Origin of the sequence: Bacillus methanolicus (genome assembly GCF_028888695.1) — a bacterium.
Lineage (GTDB): Bacteria > Bacillota > Bacilli > Bacillales > Cytobacillaceae > Bacillus_Z > Bacillus_Z methanolicus_B.
Window position 1 is genome coordinate 2,256,985 of record NZ_PNFF01000001.1, and the last position, 20,604, is coordinate 2,277,588.

A 20,604-nucleotide genomic window follows, 5' to 3' on the forward strand; every position below is an offset into this window, starting at 1 on the left:
TAAATTTGTCCTTATTATATTACAAATTCCTAATTTTTAAAATATTCTTTGTATAATAATTAAATTATACTCTATCAATGATTATTGCTGATATTTTAACAAATTAAAGAATATTAATTGAAAACGCTTTAATATAAGAGTTTTTATGTATAATATTATTAACCATTATTTGTTTTTTCGGGTGGGTGACTTAATGAAACATAAAAAAACTTATAACGCTTTGGAACTGAAAACTCCTCATGGCGACTTAATCATAGAGGGCCCAATTACTCCTGAAAAACTGGCGGACTATGAATTTCATAAAGACCTTGTTGCTTTTCGGCCACCTCAACAGCAGCATAAAGCTTTAATAGAAATTGCCGGACTGCCCGAAGGAAGAATTATTATTGCAAGGCACAGGCAAACAATTGTCGGATATGTAACCTATTTATACCCCGACCCGTTAGAAAGATGGTCGGAAGGAAATTTGGACAATCTGATCGAGCTCGGAGCAATTGAGGTAATCCCAAAGTTCAGAGGATATTCTGTCGGAAAAAATCTTTTAAGAGTTTCTATGATGGATGATGCAATGGAAGATTATATTATTATAACAACTGAATATTATTGGCACTGGGATTTAAAAGGAACAGGATTGAATGTCTGGGAATACAGAAAGGTCATGGAAAAAATGATGAATGCCGGCGGCCTGCAATATTATGCGACCGACGATCCTGAAATTTGCTCCCATCCTGCAAATTGTTTAATGGCTAAAATCGGAAGCCGGGTGAATTTTGAATCCATTCAAAAATTTGACCGGCTGCGCTTTAAGAATCGATTTATTTATTAAAGAAAAGCGGAAGCGGCTCGCTCAGCCCCGACAAGCATAAGACGAATCACTCAGGAGGTTATTAAACCTCCGGAGTGATTTGGCTTATGACCTCGAGGGGCTTGCCGCTGCAGCTGGACAATAAAAGATGGAGGTGATATTAGATGCTAGTTGAAGAAATTATGAAAACAAATGTGGTAACATTATTTCCTGATAACACAATTGCGGATGCTATTTCGCTTATGCGTGAAAAGAAAATCCGTCATCTTCCCATCGTTAATCAGCAAAATCAATTAGTCGGTTTAGTTACTGATAGGGATATTAAAGAAGCTGCTCCATCAATATTGGAAGAAGCAGAGCGGAAAGATATAATGGAAAAACCATTGGAAAGTATCATGAAAACAGATATCATCACCGGTCATCCTCTCGATTTCGTTGAAGAAGTCGCTGCCCTGTTTTATGAACATAAAATCGGATGCCTGCCCATAATGAAAGACAACAGGCTTGTAGGTATTATTACGGAAACAGATCTGTTTCACACTCTTGTGGAATTAACAGGGGCCCATCAGCCTGGCTCGCTAATCGAAGTAAAGGTTCCAAACAAAGAAGGGATGCTTTGGAAAATTGCCAATGTCATACACAGCCATAACACTAACATCCAGAGCGTTCTTGTTTATCCTGATAAAAAAGAAGAAGGATACAAAATTTTGGTTATAAGGGTGCAAACAATGAATCCTATCAATATCATTAACGATCTCAAAAAAGAAGGCCTCCGGGTATTATGGCCTAACTTTCCGGGGATCAAATCATGAGAGACAATGCGGTCTTTGTATATTCTGAAGACTTGCTGAACTATAAATTCAGCAATCATCACCCTTTTAATCAATTTCGCTTAAAACTGACATTGGATTTATTAATAAAACTCAATGCAATAGATGAAAAACAGATCGTCCGTCCCCGTTCTGCAACCGAAGAAGAACTTCACTTGTTCCACTCCCCCGAATATGTCGACGCTGTGAAAAAAGCAGGGAAGGGGCTGCTTGATAAAAATATCGCTGAGAACTACGGGCTTGGCACTGAAGATACTCCAATCTTCCCAAATATGCATGAAGCAAGCTCCTTGCTTGTAGGAGGAACGTTAACTGCAGTCGACTACGTTATGGAAGGAAAAGCAACACATGCACTCCATCTTGGCGGCGGCCTCCATCATGGATTCAGGGGAAAAGCTTCGGGATTCTGTATTTATAATGATAGTTCTGTTGCGATTAAATATTTGCAGAAAAAATATGATGCACGGGTTCTCTATATTGATACAGATGCCCACCACGGGGATGGTGTGCAATGGTCATTTTACGATGACCCAACAGTCTGTACATTGTCAATACATGAAACAGGGCGTTATCTCTTTCCAGGAACAGGAAATGTAAATGAAAGGGGGCAGGGAAAAGGATACGGGTACTCTTTTAACATTCCGGTGGACGCATTTACAGAAGACGAATCATGGCTCTATGCTTATACAAATGCTGTCCGTGAAGTTGCAGATTTTTTTAAACCTGATGTACTTCTGACGCAAAATGGGGCAGACTCGCATTATTATGATCCGCTTACACATTTATCAGCTACGGTAAAAATTTTTCGGGAAATTCCGAAACTGGCACATGAAATTGCCCATCAATATTGTAACGGCCGATGGATCGCCGTAGGTGGCGGAGGCTATGATATTTGGCGAGTTGTTCCAAGAGCCTGGGCATTGATCTGGTTAGAAATGACAGAAAACTCCAATTGTTACGGCAGTTTGCCTGAGGATTGGATAAAAGCATGGCAGGAAAAAGCGCCGGTCGCTTTACCGTCCGAATGGGATGACCCTGAAAATCTGTATCCTCCCATCCCCCGTAAGCCAGAAATTACAGAAAAAAATGCTCAAACGCTTGAAAATGCGCTTTATCCTATCCGCAACCGAAAAAAATCCGAGACAAAAAATGAATCATAGTAAACAAATAACGACGGGGCAATTCATGCTCCGCCGTTATTTGTGAAGTCAGCCTGATCATATTTCGGATCAGTAATTATTTTAGTGATGCTTTTTTTATTTTGTTGAGTTCCGGAATTCAATTCGATGCGGCAGTATGACAATTTGCTCTGATACCTCTTCTTTATTCATCAGCTTTGTTAAAAGCCGCATTGCAACCGCTCCAATATCATACAATGGCTGGACAATTGTTGTAAGCTGAGGCCTTACCATTAATGTTAATCTCGTATTATCAGAACTGACCACTTCGAAATCATCGGGGATTTTATAGCCTTTATCCTCGGCTCCGTGAATAACTCCAAGTGCCATTTCATCGGAACCGACAAAAATTGCAGTCGGTTTTGAATCCATTTCAAGCAATTTTTCTATCGCTTCAATGCCCGAATCATAAGTGTAATCGCCCTCAATAATAAATTCTTCACGATATGGGATTCCGGAATTTTCAAGTGCCCGTTTGTATCCTGCAAGCTTTTTCTCCTTATTGATTGGCTCATGAAGAGGACCGATGACAAAAGCAATCTCCTTATGGCCTTTTTCAATAAAAGATTGAACAACATCATAAACTGCTTGATCGTAATCAATATTTACTGATGGAATTTTTTCCGTTTCTTCAATTGAACCTGCCAATACAATTGGTACAGGGGATTTTTCAAACTCTTCGACATGCTCGGAAGTGATATTTCCACTCATAAAGACAATTCCATCCACCTGTTTTCCAAGCATCGTATTAAGCAAATGCAATTCCTTTTCTTTGTTTTGGTCAGAGTTGCTCAAAATAATATTGTATTTATACATGGTGGCAATATCTTCGATACCTCTTGTAAGCTCAGCAAAAAATGTGCTTGAAATATCCGGGATGATTACACCGACAGTTGTCGTCTTTTTACTGGCCAATCCCCTTGCCACAGCATTTGGACGATAGCCGAGCCGTTCAATGACTTCCATGACTTTCTTTCTTGTGGCAGGTTTAACATTCGGGTTCCCGTTAACGACCCGTGAAACTGTTGCCATTGATACATTTGCTTCTCTTGCAACATCGTATATTGTTACATTCATGAAACCCACTCCTTCATTTGATCCACACGCATCTTTTTTCTTTATTTTACTGCAATCATAGAGTAATAAACATATTTCTCTAAGATTGTGATGCGCTAAACAAGTCTAATTATGTATTCTAATCATACGACAGTCAGGAAAATGCCGCAATCACAAGCCGATAATTTTAACAACAATGTTACAAAAATGTGAAAAAATTTCGATAAAAAACAAAAAAAGCTGACCTAAAATTAAGGGCCAGGCGCCCTAGTTGCTAAATATTGAAAACATAATCAAGGTTTCTACAATATTTAGCAACTGAAGACGGGAGCCGGACACTTGATATAGTACCTCTAAAGTAGACACAGAAAAAAACATGACCCTAAAATGGGAGTGTTAGAATCACATTATGTCTACTTTGGAGGTATTTTTTATGGAACCAAAATTTCGTAATCAGTGTTTTACCTATTCCTTTGAATTAAAAATGCAAGCAATTCAACTATATTATTCTGGATATTCACGTACAGAAATTGCAGAAATGTTGAAAGTGAAGAATAAAAGATTGATTAATGAATGGGTGAATAAGTACGAAAGATTGGGGGAGGAGGGATTAAGAGATAAGCGCGGAGCCAAAAAAGGAATGGGCAAAGGTCGACCACGTAAAACTTCTCTCACATTAGAAGAGGAAAATCAATTATTAAAAGCCGAGAATTTATACTTAAAAAAGCTCTTAGAACAGAAAAGGGGGTGTTAACGAAACAGGAACAATTTGAATTTATCGCTACTTATGAAGATCAATTTCCTGTAACTCTTCTTCTCCAGGTTACCAATGTTTCACGTTCAGGCTTCTACAAGTGGAAAAAGGAACGAGACCATCGAATCCGAGATATTAGAGATGAAGAGCTGTATCATTTAATAGCTGAAATTTTTGTGGAATCAAGAGGAACTTACGGCAAAAAGCGAATCAAAGCGGCCTTACTAAAGCGCTATGGGTTAATTGTTAATCACAAGTGTATTTCACGAATCATGCGCAAATATGGGCTTGTGTGTAAAATTCGCCAAAAGAAGTTTAAGAAAAGAAAGCAGCCACATGCTGATATTCCTAATCTCTTGAATCGAGATTTTCAGGCTCATCAACCAGGAGAGAAATTTTGTATAGATATCACGTATGTAGAAGTCAAAAAGCCGTTCAAACGCTGGATGTATGTATGTGCGGTGAAAGATTTATACAACAATGAAATCGTCGCCTACAATATGAGCACCACCCAAGATATGAGGCTTGTGCTTCAAACACTGCACCAACTAAAAGAAAAAGGATTTGCGAAAGGAGCCATCCTCCATAGTGATCAAGGCTTCCATTTCACAAATCCTACATACATCAGAATGGTAGCCAATATGGGACTTACACAATCCATGTCTCGCAGGGGCAACTGCTGGGACAATGCGTGTATTGAGAACTTCTTCGGGCATCTCAAATGTGAGATGCCATGTTTTAGTTCGCCACAAACCGTTGAAGAAGTGCGACAAGCCATTGTTGACTACATAAACTATTATAACGAAAAACGGATTCAAACAAAATACGGTATGAGTCCGGTGGAATACAGAACTCGTACCGCGTAAGGGGTCACTCTTTTATACGTGTCTACTTGACAGGTACTAGTGCAACTTTTGGGTCAGCCTCTTATTCCAATATTATTTCTTATACTCTTGTAAAAACAGATTTCTTAATTTCGCGGTAGAACTCATCAAATTGCTTCAAATCCATTTGCTGGGCAGAATCTGAGAGCGCTACTGCAGGGTCAGGGTGAACTTCTGCCATTACTCCATCTGCTCCAATCGCTATCGCCGCTTTCGCTGCAGGGAGCAACAAGTCTCTTCTTCCGGTAGAATGTGTAACGTCAACAAAAACTGGAAGGTGGGTTTCCTGTTTTAAGATTGGCACCGCTGAAATATCAAGAGTATTTCTTGTTGCCCGTTCATATGTGCGGATTCCGCGCTCACAAAGTATAATTTGTCCATTACCATGAGCCATAATATATTCCGCTGCATTGATAAATTCCTCAATCGTTGCCGCTAATCCTCTCTTTAATAGAACAGGTTTATTTACAGCACCTGCCGCCTTTAACAAGTCAAAGTTCTGCATATTGCGTGCGCCTATTTGAATGACATCAATATATTGAACAGCCGTTTCAATATCAGCCGGATTCGTGATTTCGCTGATTACAGCTAAATCAAATTCATCCGCAACCCGCTTTAAAATTTTCAAGCCTTCTAGCCCGAGTCCTTGGAAATCATAAGGCGATGTACGCGGTTTGTATGCCCCGCCGCGCAAAAGCTTCAATCCTTTTTCTTTTACTGATTCAGCAACCGTCGCCACTTGTTCGTATGATTCAACTGCACAAGGACCGAAAACAAAGTGCGGATTTCCGTCGCCAATTTTCTCACCCTTTAGATCGATCACTGTATTTTCCGGTTTTTTCTTGCGGGAAACAAGCAATGCTTTTCGATGATCATCTTTTTGCAATTCCAAGCCTGCCTTGAAAATTTCTTTAAAAATATGTTCTATTGTTGAGTTTTCGAATGGTCCGTCATTATTTTGTTTAATTAAATCAAGCATTTTGCGTTCACGCACCGGATCATAACGAAAAACTCCTTGAGTCTCCTTCACGCGGCCAATTTCTTGGACAAGTCGTGCTCTTTCATTAATTAATGATAAAAGCTCCAAATTCAATTCATCGACACGCTGGCGCAACTGATCAAGTTCTTTATTGCTCATCTTCTTTCCGTCCTTTCAAAAAAATTATAAGCCAATAATCATGTTATGCAGAGTTGTGAATATTCTTTATCGACCTATGAAAATATGATACATTTTCTATATAATTAGGGTTTATTATAAATGAAATAAGTTTAATTGTCACGAAAAATTTCTTTAATGATTAAACGCTTTTAAGTATTAAAGTATTATATAACGATTGTAAAAGAGGGTGTATTCATTTTGCAAGAAAAAAAGAAACTTTTTGCTCTCGATATCGGAACTCGCTCCGTTGTAGGAATTATTTTGGAGGAACACGATGGTCAATATCACGTCATTGATATTCTTGCAAAAGAACACACAACACGTTCGATGCTGGATGGCCAAATTCATGATATCCTGTCAGTCTCAAAAATCATAACTGAAATAAAGGAGCAGTTGGAAGAACGTCACGGAAGCTTAAGAAAGGTGTCGGTTGCTGCTGCCGGCCGTGCTTTAAAAACGGAGCGGGCAAAAGCAACTGTATCGATCAAAGGAAAACCGCTGCTTCAAAAACAGGATATTCTTCATCTTGAATTAAGTGCCGTACAGCAGGCGCAAGCGTCTGTTGCCGAAAAAAATAATGGGGAAAAAAGCTATTATTATTATTGTGTCGGATACTCGGTTCTATATTACCGACTTGATGGAGAAGAAATAGGAAATTTGATTGACCAGCAAGGGGAAGAAGCTTCTGTTGAAATTATTGCAACATTTCTCCCTAAAGTAGTCGTGGAATCATTAATTTCTGCTCTCAACCGCTCCGGTTTGGAAATGGAAGCTTTGACATTAGAACCGATTGCGGCGATTAATGTTCTTATCCCTCCTTCTATGCGAAGGTTGAATGTTGCATTAGTTGATATTGGGGCAGGAACCTCTGATATTGCCATAACGGACATGGGCACGATTATCGCTTACGGGATGGTGCCGATTGCCGGCGATGAAATTACAGAAGCGATCAGTGACCAATATTTGCTTGACTTTCCTCTTGCTGAAAAAGCAAAACGAGAATTACATACAAATGATCGGATAACAATTACTGATATTCTCGGTTTTGAAACAGAAGTTTCGAGGGATGAAGTCATCACCCACATCTCTCCTGCTCTCGACAAACTTGCAGAATCAATTTGTGATGAAATTCTTCAGCTAAACAATGGAAAGCCGCCAAAAGCAGTTATGCTTGTCGGGGGCGGAAGCTTAACACCGGAGCTTCCAAAAAGGCTGGCCGAAAAACTAAATCTTCCTGAAAACCGAGTCGCGATCCGCGGAATAGAAGCAATTTCTTCCCTAACCATTTCCGAAAAAATCCAAAAGGGGCCGGACCTTGTTACCCCTATCGGAATCGCGATTGCTTCCCAAAGATCACCGGTACAATATAGTACAGTATATGTCAATGAACAACCTGTTCGTTTATTTGAAATAAATAAATTAACAGTAGGTGATTGCCTGCTTGCCGCTGGAATAAAAATGAATAAGCTTTACGGGAAACCCGGTATGGCATTGATTGTTACGCTTAACGGACAGAACATCACGATTCCCGGACAGTTGGGCGAAGCCCCGACCATGTTATTAAACGGGAAACCATGTTCTTTTGACGATGAGATTAAGAATGGCGACAAAATAACTGTAGAAAAAGGCAAAGACGGCTGTGCTCGTGATGCAAAAATAGCCGATTTACTTGATCATATTCCAAATAAGAAAATTACGATTAACGGCAAGCCCTATGAAATTTTTGCAACTCTTACTTGCAATGGCGAAAAAACAACGCCAGATAGAAAGGTAGAAGACAGGGATCAGATTGTTTGTACAATCCCGGAGACGATTGAAGAATTGCTGAAAGAGCTTCAACTTCATGACCTTCTTTTTCAACTAAGACCTTTCCGATTGAAGATCAATGGCAGAGAGACATTCCTTCCGAATCTTGCAGGGAAATTATTTCGGAATGGAATTGCCGTAAAGCCTCAAAGCACTTTTGATGATCTTGATGACATAATAATTGAACAAAAGAAAACACTAACTGTAAAGCAATTGGCAGAGATGAAGCATTTTCAATTAAAACACATAATACCGGTAACGTATAATGGGGAAAAAATCTATTTATCAAAAACAGTAACCGATTTTTACAGAAATGGCGAAAAGCTTGGAGAAGATTCGATTCTGTTAGATGGAGATGAAATTACAGTCGAACAGAAGAAAATGGAGCCATTTCTATTCCAGGATTTATTTAAACATGTTGAAATTACGATGCCGAAAAATTCGGGCGGAAAGTTTGTTTTGCTCAAAAACGACACACCGGCAACATTCTACGACCAAATCCACCCTGGCGACGATTTAAAAATTGTCTGGCCATTGGCACAAGAAAAAAATAGCCCTGCCGGCAAAGAGCAGGCATAAAAAATAACAGCCTGTGAATGATTAGGCTGTTATTTTTTTAACTAGTTTTTCAAGAGCAGTATTGAAAGCTACTGCAATGTCTATTACTGATTTAATTTTCTTTCCATTTCATCGAACGCTTTTTTTGTTTCTTCAAGCTTTTGCTGAATATCAACATCAGACCAGTTTCCGTAGCTTTTCGGTGCATCGATTATTATTGTCTTAGAAGGAGTTTCCGGTACATTTTTTTCTCGAGTTGCTTCATCTTTTTGTGCGGTGTTCATGTTTTTCACTTTATTTAACAAATTAGTAGATTGCTGTGTAATTGTTCCTGTTAACGTGATGGTTTTTTCTTTCGCGACAGAAGCCAGCTCACTTCCTTTTGTCATTGCTTGATCTCGTAACTGAACTGTTTTTTCTTTTGCCGCTGACGCCAGGGAATTTCCTTTTGTCATAGCTGAATCACGAATTTGGCCGGTTTTATCTTTTAAAACCAATACCTGTTTATTTAAATTGTTGCGCATTTCTTTCCCTGATTTTGGAGCAAAAAACAGAGCAGCAGCTGCACCTATCACCCCGCCAATAATCGCACCGATCATAAATTCCTTTGAACCTGAACTGTACTCGCTTCTTTCATTCGTTTCATTATAGTTCCGATCTCTTTCTCCCATGTTTTCTACCTCCATTAATATCTTGACCTTTCCTTTTCTCTCAACGCTTTATCAGACGGATGGATACCCCTGTTAGAGAAATTATTCTGTTTTTTTCTTGCCTTCCATTTATCCTTTAACTCGAGCAATACATTGCCCAATTGTACAACCTGTGATATCTTGTCCTTATTTTGTTCAAGCTTTTGGTTCACCGTTGAAGTAATGTTTTGGAGCGATTGATTAAACTTTTGAACAGAATGGCCAACATCCTTCACAGCCTCAATAACACTGTTTAAGCTTTCTGATTTTTTCTGAATATCATCCGCAAGGGAATTCGTTTTATGGAGCAGTTCTGTTGTCTCCCTCGTTACACCGCCCAGCTGTTTTTCTAAGCCGGATAAAGTCCGTGAAACATTGTCTAGCGTAGTTTGCAGCGATTTTAATGTTATTGAAAGAAAAATAACCAAAATGAGAAATGATATCGCAGCAACTATTGCGCTTAAATATAAAAGAATTTCCACTATATGTACCCCCAGTGTTTGAAGTTAGTCTATTTCTTAACCTTGGATATAAGTCATAAACCATCTTCTCAATTAAATATTTCAATATAATAGTGACAATTTCCTGCACAAAAATCAATAAAGAGTGTTTTCTCTACTTTAAAAGCTTGATGAAAACTGAAAAGCCAGGTGCGTGATTCACACCTGGCTTCTAAGGATGATTTTATCAGCATTAACGGACAGTAAAATTCTCCACTGTTGATAGTTTCACTTTATACTTGCAGCTGCTGTTCGTAAGCTGATTGGAATTTCTGGATATCACCGGCACCCATAAATAGAATTACACTGTTTTCATGTTTCTTTAAAGGAGCCGTATCATCCTCTGTAATGATTTCCGAACCGTTAATTTTCTTCTGCAAATCTTCAATGGTCAGTTTTCCATGGTTTTCCCTTGCTGAACCGAAAATCTCGCATAAATAAACTTTATCAGCCTTATTTAAGCTTTCAGCAAACTCATCCAAAAATGTTTGCGTTCTCGTAAATGTATGTGGCTGAAAAACAGCAATAATATCTTTTTCGGGGTATTTCTGTCTTGCGGCTTCAACGGTTGCTCTTATTTCTGTCGGATGATGTGCATAATCATCAATGATAATTTGTGATCCGACTTTTTTCTCCGAAAATCTTCTTTTTACCCCGGTAAAAGTCTGAAGCTGTTCAGCAATAATCTCCGCTTCAATCCCTTCGTAATGGCAAATGGCAATCACAGCCAATGAGTTTAACACATTATGATCGCCAAATGAAGGGATTTTAAAAGTGTTGTAATAAGTATTTCTGACAAAAACGTCAAAAGTAGTGCCCTCGGTAGTTTTCACAATATTCCTAGCCTGAAAATCGTTTTCTTCTCCAAATCCGTAAAATACAACCGGAACTTTCGCTTGTATTTTTTGAAGATATTCATCATCACCCCATGCAAAAATGCCCTTTTTTACTTGCCAGGCCATTTCCTGAAATGCAGAAAAAACATCTTCTATATTGGCATAATAGTCAGGGTGATCAAAATCAATATTTGTCATGATTGCATAATCGGGATAATATGAGAGAAAATGCCTTCTATATTCACAGGCTTCAAACACAAAATACTCAGCTTCCCGATCGCCCTTACCCGTACCGTCTCCAATTAAGAATGAAGTTGGCTTTGCTCCCTTCATTACGTGAGCAAGCAATCCAGTTGTTGATGTTTTTCCGTGTGCCCCTGTGACAGCAATACTTGTGAAATTTTCCATAAAACTACCCAGAAAACGATGATATCTGATAATTGGAAGTCCGATTTTCATGGCCTCCTCAATTTCCTCATGCGTATCAGGAAAGGCATTTCCTGCAATCACTGTCATGCCAGGCTTAATATTATCCCTATTAAACGGAAGGATCTTTATTCCAGATTGTTCAAGGGCTTTTTGAGTAAAAAAACGCTTTTCGACATCGGAGCCTTGAACATGGTAATTCATGTCATGGAGTATTTGTGCGAGTGCACTCATTCCAGACCCCTTTATACCTACAAAATGGTAAATAGTCATATAAAGAACCTCCAACCACGTCTATCTGTAACACAGTATATGACATTTATCTTATTTTGCTCATTGCATACATTTGTTAAAGCATTTTCACATTAGACTATTATAGCATTTTTTTAAATAAAAAACTAATTTCCGGGAATTAACTCCATTCAACTATCGCTCAAAGAAAACATCCTAAAATCTCCTCATTAAGCTTAAAATGGCCCACCTGAAGTCATTTTTACAGTAAATAACATGCAAATAAAGAATATCACTTCTTAATTTATTGTACTAAATCTTGTATTGACTGAAGATCGCTTTCTGTTATAAGGACATCGCGCGGCTTGCTCCCCCTTGCTTCAGAAATAAATCCTTGCTGTTCCATCATATCAATTAAGCGGGCAGCCCGATTATAACCTATCTTAAACCGGCGCTGAAGGCTTGACGTTGAAGCTGCGCCCTGTTCAATAACGAACTCGCAAGCTTCAAAAAACAGTTCGTCCTCTTCTTCATCCACTTGGGCTTTCTTTAGCAATTCTCCCTGTTCAAATAAATACTGTGGTTTTTGCTGCTTGCGTACATGAGCGACGACCGCATCAATCTCTTTATCGGAAACAAATGTTCCTTGCAAACGCACAGGCTTTGAAGATCCGTTTTCCAAAAATAGCATATCACCCCGGCCGAGAAGTTTCTCTGCTCCGCTTATATCGATAATCGTTCGAGAATCAATCTGCGACGATACAGAAAAAGCGATCCTTGTCGGTACATTTGCCTTAATTAAGCCTGTAATGACATCAACAGACGGGCGCTGGGTAGCGATAATTAAGTGAATTCCGCAAGCCCGCGCTTTTTGTGCAATTCGGCAGATCGCTTCCTCTACATCAGCAGGTGACATCATCATTAAGTCGGCCAATTCATCAATGACAATTACAATATATGGAAGTTTTTCGGAGTAGCGTTTATCCTCAATTGCAAGCTCATTAAAGCGGTTAATATCTCTTACTCCAGTATGGGCAAACAGCTCATAGCGACGTTCCATTTCATCGACAGCCCACTTTAATGCAGCCGTTGCTGCTTTCACATCCGTTATCACTGGGCTTACGAGATGCGGTATTTGATTGTATGGTGCAAGTTCCACCATCTTCGGATCAATGAGAAGAAGCTTAACATCTTGCGGATTCGCTTTGTACAACAGGCTTATAAGTATTGAATTAATACATACACTTTTTCCTGAGCCTGTTGCCCCGGCAATAAGCCCATGCGGCATCTTTTTTAAATCGGTTACAATCGGTTTTCCGGAAATGTCCAAGCCAAGCACCGCTGTTAACGGGGAGTCATTTTCAATAAACTCCCTGCTTTGAATAATTTCGCTTATTAAAACAGGACGGCTCGTTTCATTCGGCACTTCGATACCAATCGTATGTTTGCCCGGAATTGGTGCTTCAATCCGTATATCCCTGGCAGCAAGGCTTAGCTTAATATCATCTGATAGATTTGTAATTTTGTTCACTTTCACTCCGGGATCGGGCTGAACCTCGAAACGTGTAACTGACGGTCCCTGTGTCACATTCACCACTTTCGCCCCGACATTGAAGTTTTCCAGCGTTTGATTCAGCAGATGTTTCTGTTCTAACAGCCAACCTGTATTAGATGATCCAGCCACAGGCGGACAAAGCAGGCTTACAGGTGGGAGTTCATAAGAATTTTTTTGGTCAGAACCTATTGTACTTATATTCTCTTGTTGTTGGCTTTGATAATGTTCAATCTCCTGACTTTTCTGCGGGAATGATTGATTATGATTGGCAGAACGTTCTTTTTGCTCTCTTTTTGCCTGTTCCCTTAATTGAAGCTTTCTTTTGTCGTCTTTTAGCATAATCACATTAAAAGGAATATGTGGCCTTCTTCGTTCTGGCACCGCAGCTTGTTCGGAACTTTCTGGCGGCAAGTCCTGCACAATCGGTTCTTTCTCTTGAGCTGATGACATTATAGGCGGTTCATTTTCTATTACATCATCCTCTTGATTATGATCTATTTGCCCGGATGTTTTTGTTTTATCATCTTCGGTAATATCTTCTACATGCTGAATTTCATTTGCATCGAATAGAACACTCTTTTCATCGGTGTTGCTTTCATTCTCTTTGTAATTCAAGGTTGGTTCAGTCTGATTGTCGTGCGAATACGCACTACTGTGCGTTGATTCGGCTTTTTCATCACGCTCGGTATATGTATTGTCTGACATACCAGGACTATGCAGGCGTTTATCATTCATCTCTTCGTGCTCAGAATGTGTTGAAACATTTTGAACCTCTGAATGCTCCTCTTTAAGATTCTGATCATGAACCGTTTTGTTGCGATATAGTCCTTCAAGCCCGGTTAATTCGTATTCCACTATTTCTTCTTTGCTTCGGCTTCGCCGCCCAAATCCGTATATAGGAGAAGGTATTTCCGTCGGTCTGAATGGCTGGCGGTTTTTCATCGCTACTTCCTGCTTGTTTCGATCCAATCTTGTTCTTTCTTTCGATTCAGGCTCAAAGATTTGTTCGGACGATATACCCGTAGCAGAAATGTTCCGTTCTGCTCTCGTTCTGTCTTTCCATTCAAACCTATTCGGTCTTTCCGCTGGCAGTTTAGATACGGCCGGATCATTTTCGTTTCGACTTCTTACCCTTTCCCTTCTTTGTATTCTTTCATCTTGATCAGGAATAAGAGGAAAACGAAATTTACCATTTGGATATTGATAGGCGATTTTTGCGTCAACTTCCTTGCTTCCGGAATTTTGCTCTCGGCTGGATTCTTTTGCTTGATAGCTGTCCCCTTCATCAATATATTCAAATTCTTCATCATCATTTTTAAACATTTGGAAAAGCTTCTTAATCCAACTCAATCAGATCACTCTTTCTTCAATCACTATCACTTCTATTTTATCAGTAAATCTTAAAATATCGAGAAAATTTACGAGAATGAGCCTTAATAAAGAGCAGTTGGTTAATTTTAAAAAAATAAAGTCTTACTTTTTTCTTAGCAATTAACATAAGATGGACTATTTTTTTCAAAGTGGTAACGAATATTTCAAATTTCTTGCATAAAAAAGGAGAAAAAAGAAAAACATGGCTGCTTGCCATGCTTTTTACTGTATCCAAAAAATCACGGCTTTTTTCGATTCTTTCCTAAAATAAAGATCGGTTCAAGCTCTTCATTCTCATAAAAGAACGACAAGGCTGTTATCGGAACATAGCCGCTTGCAAAAAAGCTCATGGTCATCTGTGCAAGAACATCGAAGCCTGTATCATTTTGAATGTCACCGATAATCAACACATCCTGGTGAGGAACCGATACCGTCATCCTGCCGGTGATTTTTTTCTCCATGTCCTTTAAAAACGATTTATTTAAAATTCTGCTTGCGTCATATCCGTCGTTTGAATTTAAAAAGTAAAAAGTATTGCCGGCCACTTGATCTTCTTTCATGGTTACAGGCAAAGTCCTGACATTAAATAAAGCCGTTTCCCTGACCCTGTCCGCGTCCCATTGTTCCTTTTTCAGCAAATTTTCATCAATAAGCCGGTACGTTTTTCCGAGATCCAAAGCGTAATAAATTCTTGTTTCTGCTGTATGGTCATCATAAAAAAACGGAACCCCTTCTTCGGCTTCCGTTGGAAAGGAAGTGGAACGGATAACAGGAAAAATGCTTTTTTCTTTTCCGGAAAGCTGAACATCATGTTCCATTGCCCTCAAGCCTTCCTCTACATAATACACTACTTCATCGATGGCTTTCTCTTTTTGAAGTTGCCACTTCGCTATAATTCCGGGCAGCGAAACGGTAATTCCTTTACCAGTTTGTTTGTTTTCAATTCTCAGCTGGTCTTTTTCACGATCAAAAGAAAATATGCGGTCCGGCCGGCTTAACCGTTTTTCAAGTTCTTTTCTCATTTCCTTGCTGTTCATTTTTTCCCTCCTTCATAAAAATAACTTTTAACTGCCTGCTTTTCATTCCCAATCGTACAACAAAATCCCCCCATCTCAAAAGAGACGGAGGGTAAGCTATTATTTTAAATTTGAAATAAAGGTTTCGACTTCTTCTTGAGTTTTTCGATCTTTGCTGACGAAGCGGCCCATTTCGCGGCCATTTTCAAACGCGATAAAACTCGGGATTCCAAATACATCCAATTGACCGCATAAATCAATGAATTGATCGCGATCAACATGTACAAATGTAAATTCAGTAAATTTTGCTTCAATTTCCGGAAGCGCCGGTTCGATTGCCCGGCAATCCGGACACCAGTCCGCCGAAAAAACAAAAAGATGTTTTCCGTTATTTTTAAACTGCTCAAATTGCTCTATTGATTCTAAGTTTTTCACTTTCTTTCTCCTCCTGTATAAATCATTATGTCACCGGACTTGATTCAGCCTTTTTTCCTCATATACTCCGATAATAGCAGGCTAATTCCCGCAGGTCCAATAAAATGCAATATAGCAGCCTTCACACATACCTCCGGTCCAAAATCCGTTGTTAATAATTTTAACACATTAACGCTTTAACGTAGTGCGGGTCTGGCCCTCAATAAATTAACGCATTAACGCAGTGAAGGATCGCCGCTTATTTTGTCTTATATTCGAATTGGCCTATGAGCAGGTGCATGATGTGGGAAAACATGCTTGCACGATCGATTCTGCCGTTTGTAAAGATTCCGACCGCTCCTTCACTTTTACGAACGTCTGCTTTTTGAGCGAAAGTATCCATTACCGGGCCCAGTTCTTCACCAGATCGGAGTCTTTCAGCAATTTCTTCAGGCAGCAAAATTCGGGCACCGCCGGCAATAATCGGTAAAGAATTGGGCGTGATAAGCGCTCCCCAATTACATAGACACAATCCGAAGCTTGTCTCCTGAACGCCTCCCTCAAGGCCAATCCCGATGTCGCCTTCACCGGCCTCTAATGCACGAATAGCCCGATTTACAGCTCCTTTAATCGTTTCTTCATCACTAAAAGGCTGCTCGCTTACCCCTGAGGGAACGTCAACTGTCATAAATTCAGCTTCATAGCCGGAAAACGCACTTTTAACTGCAGCAACTTTTGCAGGGTTTTTCGTACCGATCATGATCTTCATTCTTCCATCTCACCTGCCTAAAGACCAGTATTTATTTTTATCGATCACTTTTGAATTTTATCGACCACTTTTGGTTTTTTATCAACCACTTTCTGAATATATCGACCAGTTTTGATTTTTATCGGCCAGGAACATGTTTCCCTTCAGTCAACCGTTTTGTTTAATCGTCTCAACGGTAGAACGGTCACATGCTTTTACTAGTTTTACAAGCAGCTCTTTTGCGGCCGCGTAATCATCGACATGAATGATCGATGCATGAGTATGAATATACCTCGCACAAATTCCAATTACGGCGCTTGGAACACCTTCATTCGAAAGATGAACGCGGCCGGCATCTGTTCCGCCTTGAGAAACAAAGTATTGATAAGGAATTCCGTGTGTTTCTGCCGTATCAAGAACAAATTCTTTCATTCCCCGATGCGTTACCATCGAACGGTCCAAAATGCGAAGCAACACTCCTTTTCCTATATGGCCAAATTCTCTTTTGTCACCTGTCATATCATTAGCCGGGCTTGCATCAAGGGCAAAGAAGAGATCCGGCTTGATCATATTTGCAGCAGTTTGCGCCCCTCTTAACCCGACTTCTTCCTGCACTGTCGCACCGGAATATAAAATATTCGGCAGTTTTTCGTTTTGCACTTCCTGAAGAAGCTCAATGGCAAGGCCGCACCCGTACCTGTTGTCCCATGCTTTCGCCAAAATTTTTTTGTTATTGACCATCGGAGTAAACGGGCAGATCGGCACGATTTGCTGCCCCGGTTTAATCCCTATTTTTATCGCATCCTCCTTGTCATCTGCCCCGATATCTATAAACATATTTTTTATTTCCATTGCCTTATTGCGTTTTGCATCATCTAAAAGATGCGGAGGAATTGAACCAATTACGCCGATAACTGGACCATTTTCCGTAATAATCTGCACCCGTTGAGCCAGTAAAACTTGGCTCCACCATCCTCCAAGAGGCTGGAAGCGGATCATTCCATTATCCGTAATGGAGGTAACCATAAAACCTACTTCATCCATATGGCCGGCGACCATTATTACAGGGCCTGACTCGTCGCCCCGTTTCACTCCAAAGATGCTTCCAAGTCTATCTTGGACAATTTCATCTGCATATTGGCTAAGCTGTTCTCTCATAAATTTACGGACTTGATGTTCATTGCCCGGCGCACCGGGAAGTTCCGTTAGTGTCTTAAAAAGCTGTAATGTGTGTTCATTCATCATCCTTAGACTCCTTTATTTAACCTTTTTTCTAGACTATCTTTATATGTATAGTGTTTATTTTACAGAACTTTCACACGGTCTACCACTTCTTAGGGAGCGATTGTTATGCTAGTTTTTACAAAATATTCTGGATTAAATTATGTTTCGCGTTAAAAATTTTGGTATGATTAAGAAGAGAAAAATGGGAACCTTATTTTTCCTGTAGCTATTGAGCCTTTACTAATTGGAGGTATACATATGAACTGGAAAACTTTCTTGTTGGGAGTTAGTGCAGGTTTTATTGCCGGTTACGCAGCAAAAGAACTTCTTGATCAAAACAATACAGTTTCCCCCGAAAAAGTTTTAGAACATGTAAAATCCGAGTTTAAGAAACAAGGCCCGATCAGCGGTTCCTGGATTCAGATGAAAACTGAACCTTACGAAAAGAAGATGCTGCGATATAACGTATATAAAGGTGGAATATTCAGAATGGCAAATGGAAAAAACGAGCAGATTGAATTCATCGCTGATGCATCCACCGGAACCATTCTCGACGCGTATCAGACATCATAATATTTGAAAATTTTTCCGGAAAGCAGCAAAAAAATCCCCTGAATTCAAGGGATTTTTTTCTGTTGAAACATTTATCGGAATTTTACTTCACAGCGGTAAATACGGTTTCCTTTTTCAGAAAATTTTTGTTCATACTCTGTCATTACATTGCCTTCAAAGTTGCTTTTATGCAAATCCAAGCTGACATCCTTCAGCAATAACCCATATTCGGAAAAACTGACCAATGAGTATTCAAACAAACCTTGGTTATCTGTTTTAAAATGTATTTCCCCTTCATCTACAAGAATATCTTTATATAAATCAAGGAAGGATTTATATGTTAGTCTCCGCTTTTCGTGGCGCTTTTTTGGCCATGGGTCGGAAAAATTAAGATAAATCCTCTCTACATCCCCTTTTGCAAAGTATTCCTTTAAATTTGCCGCATTTACGTTTAAAAGCTTAACATTTGGCAGCTCTGCTTCAATCAGCCTGTCCAATGCGGATACAAGAACACTTTCCTGCAATTCAATACCAAGGTAATTAATATTTGGATTCTTTCTTGCCATTTCAGTAATAAACCGGCCTTTTCCTGTGCCGATTTCGATATGAAGCGGCTGGTCCTTTTCAAATGCTTCTGTCCATTTTCCTTTATAATCCTCCGGAGATAAGATCACGTATTGAGGATATTGCTTTAGTTTATCCTTTGCCCAAGGCTTATTTCGTAATCGCATTGTGACACCTCTATAAAATAATATCGTTCAAACCATACCATGCAGCATGATGAAAGTGCAACATTTTATTGTGATGCCAATTGAAATCGAGCAAAATCCAATGTATAAATGCAAAAAGGAATTCACAACATATAAGTGAATTCCTTCATAAACTGAAAGGATGATTTTAAATGCCGTTAAACCACCAAGATCAAGTAAATTTATTAACAGATATATTAAGCAATCACCAGTTGGATTGCTGCGGGTCTGTTTCCGAATGTGAACAATTGGAACGATTGGTAAAATCATTAATGGTTAATAATAACGTAAATGAAAATATAAAAACGGTTTTACAAGAAATCTATGAATACAGCCGGCATGGAATTCAATCATCTGATTTAGACCGGTACATTGAATCAAACCAAGAGCGGTTAGCCCAATGGGTAAACAATATGAATCAATTATTTTAACAACTTTATAAAATAACATCCAAATACTGAATCCATTTTTCCATTTCGTCAAAGCGTTTTTTATTTTTATACCATTGGATCGAAGTTAATGTTTGAGCATGAACATACCACTTCATTCTCAGTTTTAAATCTTCTGTCAGTTCCGTTCCGTACCGATTTAACCAGCTTTCCCATTCATTCTCAGGGATATACCAGTACAAAAGAAGGCCCAGATCTATCGCCGGATCAGCAATCATCGCACTATCCCAATCGATTAAATACAACTGGTTGTCGTCAGAGAGCAGCCAGTTGTTATGGTTTACATCGCAGTGGCAAACCACTTTTTCATCGCAATGAATGTTGGCAACTTCTTTTCTTAAAAAATCTCTCGCATTGTTAACCGCCGGAAGTTCAAGCAGATTAGAATCCAATTCTTTCTCAATCATATGAAGAAGGGTTTCCGGTTGAAGCGGTGATTTTCCGAGCCTCGTTAACATACCGAGCAAAGGCTTAGATTGATGAATTTTCCTAAGAAGCTTTGCTACCCTGGTATCGTTCATCTCCGGAGGCTTTAATTCTCGCCCGTATAACCATTGCTGGGCAGTGATCACATCTCCGTTTTCCAATCTCTTCGTCCAAACAAGTTTTGGGACAATTCCCTCCGCAGATAAAACAGCCAGGAATGGAGAAGAATTGCGCTTTAAAAACAACTTTTGTTCTTGATGCTTGGCAATAAATGCTTCCCCTGTGTTCCCCCCAGCGGGAACAATCTCCCAATCTTGTCCAAATAAATGTTCCAAAATTGTTCACCTTCAATTTATTCGACAACAGCGGAAATTGGCTCCTTTGCCAA

Annotated in this window: 19 protein-coding genes and 1 pseudogene; 8 read left to right on the plus strand and 12 right to left on the minus strand. The window is 39.4% G+C overall.

The window, feature by feature from the left end; genetic code table 11:
• Nucleotides 1-193: 193 nt before the first annotated feature.
• The 3 genes from C0966_RS11265 (at nucleotide 194) to C0966_RS11275 (ending at nucleotide 2,795) form a co-directional block, all read left to right on the plus strand.
• The gene (locus C0966_RS11265) at nucleotides 194-826 is read left to right on the plus strand and encodes a GNAT family N-acetyltransferase (RefSeq protein WP_274855557.1); all 633 of its coding nucleotides are present in this window, start codon (nucleotides 194-196) and stop codon (nucleotides 824-826) included.
• 143 nt (nucleotides 827-969) lie between these two features.
• The gene (locus C0966_RS11270) at nucleotides 970-1,617 is read left to right on the plus strand and encodes an acetoin utilization AcuB family protein (protein WP_274855559.1); all 648 of its coding nucleotides are present in this window, start codon (nucleotides 970-972) and stop codon (nucleotides 1,615-1,617) included.
• Nucleotides 1,614-2,795: an acetoin utilization protein AcuC gene (locus C0966_RS11275; RefSeq protein WP_274855561.1), complete on the plus strand. Its 1,182-nt coding sequence runs from the start codon at nucleotides 1,614-1,616 to the stop codon at nucleotides 2,793-2,795. Before C0966_RS11270 ends, C0966_RS11275 begins: the two co-directional genes overlap by 4 nt.
• A 96-nt stretch (nucleotides 2,796-2,891) precedes the next feature.
• Here the strand turns inward: C0966_RS11275 and ccpA are convergent, their stop codons facing one another.
• Nucleotides 2,892-3,890 (minus strand): catabolite control protein A, encoded by a 999-nt coding sequence (ccpA, locus tag C0966_RS11280; protein ID WP_274855563.1) that lies wholly within the window; start codon nucleotides 3,888-3,890, stop codon nucleotides 2,892-2,894.
• A gap of 412 nt (nucleotides 3,891-4,302) precedes the next feature.
• Here ccpA and C0966_RS11285 point away from each other — a divergent pair, with 412 nt between their 5' ends.
• Nucleotides 4,303-4,623, plus strand: coding sequence for a helix-turn-helix domain-containing protein (locus C0966_RS11285; protein WP_274855271.1), 321 nt, complete (start codon nucleotides 4,303-4,305; stop codon nucleotides 4,621-4,623).
• Nucleotides 4,617-5,489, plus strand: coding sequence for an IS3 family transposase (locus C0966_RS11290; RefSeq protein ID WP_274855270.1), 873 nt, complete (start codon nucleotides 4,617-4,619; stop codon nucleotides 5,487-5,489). Before C0966_RS11285 ends, C0966_RS11290 begins: the two co-directional genes overlap by 7 nt.
• A 79-nt stretch (nucleotides 5,490-5,568) precedes the next feature.
• Here the strand turns inward: C0966_RS11290 and C0966_RS11295 are convergent, their stop codons facing one another.
• Nucleotides 5,569-6,645: a bifunctional 3-deoxy-7-phosphoheptulonate synthase/chorismate mutase gene (locus C0966_RS11295; protein ID WP_274855566.1), complete on the minus strand. Its 1,077-nt coding sequence runs from the start codon at nucleotides 6,643-6,645 to the stop codon at nucleotides 5,569-5,571.
• A gap of 219 nt (nucleotides 6,646-6,864) precedes the next feature.
• Between C0966_RS11295 and C0966_RS11300 the strand changes: the two genes are divergently transcribed.
• Complete coding sequence (locus C0966_RS11300) at nucleotides 6,865-9,051, plus strand: cell division protein FtsA (RefSeq protein WP_274855568.1); 2,187 nt, start codon at nucleotides 6,865-6,867, stop codon at nucleotides 9,049-9,051.
• Between the two features lie 83 nt (nucleotides 9,052-9,134).
• Here C0966_RS11300 and C0966_RS11305 read toward each other — a convergent pair whose 3' ends face one another.
• From C0966_RS11305 to C0966_RS11340, 8 genes and pseudogenes are all read right to left on the minus strand, one after another.
• Nucleotides 9,135-9,701, minus strand: a complete 567-nt coding sequence (locus tag C0966_RS11305; RefSeq protein WP_274855570.1) for a YtxH domain-containing protein — start codon at nucleotides 9,699-9,701, stop codon at nucleotides 9,135-9,137.
• A gap of 14 nt (nucleotides 9,702-9,715) precedes the next feature.
• Entirely contained in the window at nucleotides 9,716-10,201 is a 486-nt protein-coding gene (locus C0966_RS11310) for a DUF948 domain-containing protein (RefSeq protein WP_274855571.1), read from the minus strand.
• Nucleotides 10,202-10,452: 251 nt separating this feature from the next.
• Complete coding sequence (gene murC, locus C0966_RS11315; protein WP_274855573.1) at nucleotides 10,453-11,754, minus strand: UDP-N-acetylmuramate--L-alanine ligase; 1,302 nt, start codon at nucleotides 11,752-11,754, stop codon at nucleotides 10,453-10,455.
• A 262-nt stretch (nucleotides 11,755-12,016) separates the two neighbouring features.
• Nucleotides 12,017-14,617, minus strand: a complete 2,601-nt coding sequence (locus C0966_RS11320) for a DNA translocase FtsK (protein ID WP_274855575.1) — start codon at nucleotides 14,615-14,617, stop codon at nucleotides 12,017-12,019.
• Nucleotides 14,618-14,877: 260 nt separating this feature from the next.
• A complete protein-coding gene (locus C0966_RS11325; protein WP_274855577.1) occupies nucleotides 14,878-15,675 on the minus strand; it encodes a DUF1444 domain-containing protein in 798 nt (265 codons plus the stop codon).
• A gap of 99 nt (nucleotides 15,676-15,774) precedes the next feature.
• Nucleotides 15,775-16,092 (minus strand): annotated as a pseudogene (locus tag C0966_RS11330) (thioredoxin family protein); the annotation flags it as partial.
• A 235-nt stretch (nucleotides 16,093-16,327) separates the two neighbouring features.
• Complete coding sequence (locus C0966_RS11335) at nucleotides 16,328-16,837, minus strand: DUF84 family protein (RefSeq protein ID WP_274855579.1); 510 nt, start codon at nucleotides 16,835-16,837, stop codon at nucleotides 16,328-16,330.
• Nucleotides 16,838-16,984: 147 nt separating this feature from the next.
• Nucleotides 16,985-18,058, minus strand: coding sequence for a M42 family metallopeptidase (locus C0966_RS11340; RefSeq protein WP_274855581.1), 1,074 nt, complete (start codon nucleotides 18,056-18,058; stop codon nucleotides 16,985-16,987).
• A gap of 240 nt (nucleotides 18,059-18,298) precedes the next feature.
• Here C0966_RS11340 and C0966_RS11345 point away from each other — a divergent pair, with 240 nt between their 5' ends.
• A complete protein-coding gene (locus tag C0966_RS11345) occupies nucleotides 18,299-18,613 on the plus strand; it encodes a PepSY domain-containing protein (protein ID WP_274855583.1) in 315 nt (104 codons plus the stop codon).
• Nucleotides 18,614-18,684: 71 nt separating this feature from the next.
• On the opposite strand, the gene trmB is transcribed toward C0966_RS11345, so the two are convergent.
• Entirely contained in the window at nucleotides 18,685-19,323 is a 639-nt protein-coding gene (gene trmB / locus C0966_RS11350; protein WP_274855586.1) for a tRNA (guanosine(46)-N7)-methyltransferase TrmB, read from the minus strand.
• A 170-nt stretch (nucleotides 19,324-19,493) separates the two neighbouring features.
• Here trmB and C0966_RS11355 point away from each other — a divergent pair, with 170 nt between their 5' ends.
• Nucleotides 19,494-19,772: a YtzH-like family protein gene (locus C0966_RS11355; protein WP_274855588.1), complete on the plus strand. Its 279-nt coding sequence runs from the start codon at nucleotides 19,494-19,496 to the stop codon at nucleotides 19,770-19,772.
• 5 nt (nucleotides 19,773-19,777) lie between these two features.
• Here C0966_RS11355 and C0966_RS11360 read toward each other — a convergent pair whose 3' ends face one another.
• Nucleotides 19,778-20,551 carry a phosphotransferase family protein gene (locus C0966_RS11360; RefSeq protein WP_274855590.1) on the minus strand — a complete coding sequence of 258 codons (774 nt, stop codon included), beginning with the start codon at nucleotides 20,549-20,551 and terminating at the stop codon, nucleotides 19,778-19,780.
• Nucleotides 20,552-20,604 lie beyond the last annotated feature (53 nt).

Coding starts and splice junctions, on each gene's coding strand:
- C0966_RS11340 (WP_274855581.1), bottom strand. CDS start 18,058: ATGAATGAACACACATTACAGCTTTTTAAGACACTAACGGAACTTCCC.
- C0966_RS11285 (WP_274855271.1), top strand. CDS start 4,303: ATGGAACCAAAATTTCGTAATCAGTGTTTTACCTATTCCTTTGAATTA.
- C0966_RS11355 (WP_274855588.1), top strand. CDS start 19,494: ATGCCGTTAAACCACCAAGATCAAGTAAATTTATTAACAGATATATTA.
- C0966_RS11270 (WP_274855559.1), top strand. CDS start 970: ATGCTAGTTGAAGAAATTATGAAAACAAATGTGGTAACATTATTTCCT.
- C0966_RS11325 (WP_274855577.1), bottom strand. CDS start 15,675: ATGAACAGCAAGGAAATGAGAAAAGAACTTGAAAAACGGTTAAGCCGG.
- C0966_RS11345 (WP_274855583.1), top strand. CDS start 18,299: ATGAACTGGAAAACTTTCTTGTTGGGAGTTAGTGCAGGTTTTATTGCC.
- trmB (WP_274855586.1), bottom strand. CDS start 19,323: ATGCGATTACGAAATAAGCCTTGGGCAAAGGATAAACTAAAGCAATAT.
- C0966_RS11265 (WP_274855557.1), top strand. CDS start 194: ATGAAACATAAAAAAACTTATAACGCTTTGGAACTGAAAACTCCTCAT.
- murC (WP_274855573.1), bottom strand. CDS start 11,754: ATGACTATTTACCATTTTGTAGGTATAAAGGGGTCTGGAATGAGTGCA.
- C0966_RS11305 (WP_274855570.1), bottom strand. CDS start 9,701: ATGGGAGAAAGAGATCGGAACTATAATGAAACGAATGAAAGAAGCGAG.
- C0966_RS11335 (WP_274855579.1), bottom strand. CDS start 16,837: ATGAAGATCATGATCGGTACGAAAAACCCTGCAAAAGTTGCTGCAGTT.
- C0966_RS11295 (WP_274855566.1), bottom strand. CDS start 6,645: ATGAGCAATAAAGAACTTGATCAGTTGCGCCAGCGTGTCGATGAATTG.
- C0966_RS11275 (WP_274855561.1), top strand. CDS start 1,614: ATGAGAGACAATGCGGTCTTTGTATATTCTGAAGACTTGCTGAACTAT.
- ccpA (WP_274855563.1), bottom strand. CDS start 3,890: ATGAATGTAACAATATACGATGTTGCAAGAGAAGCAAATGTATCAATG.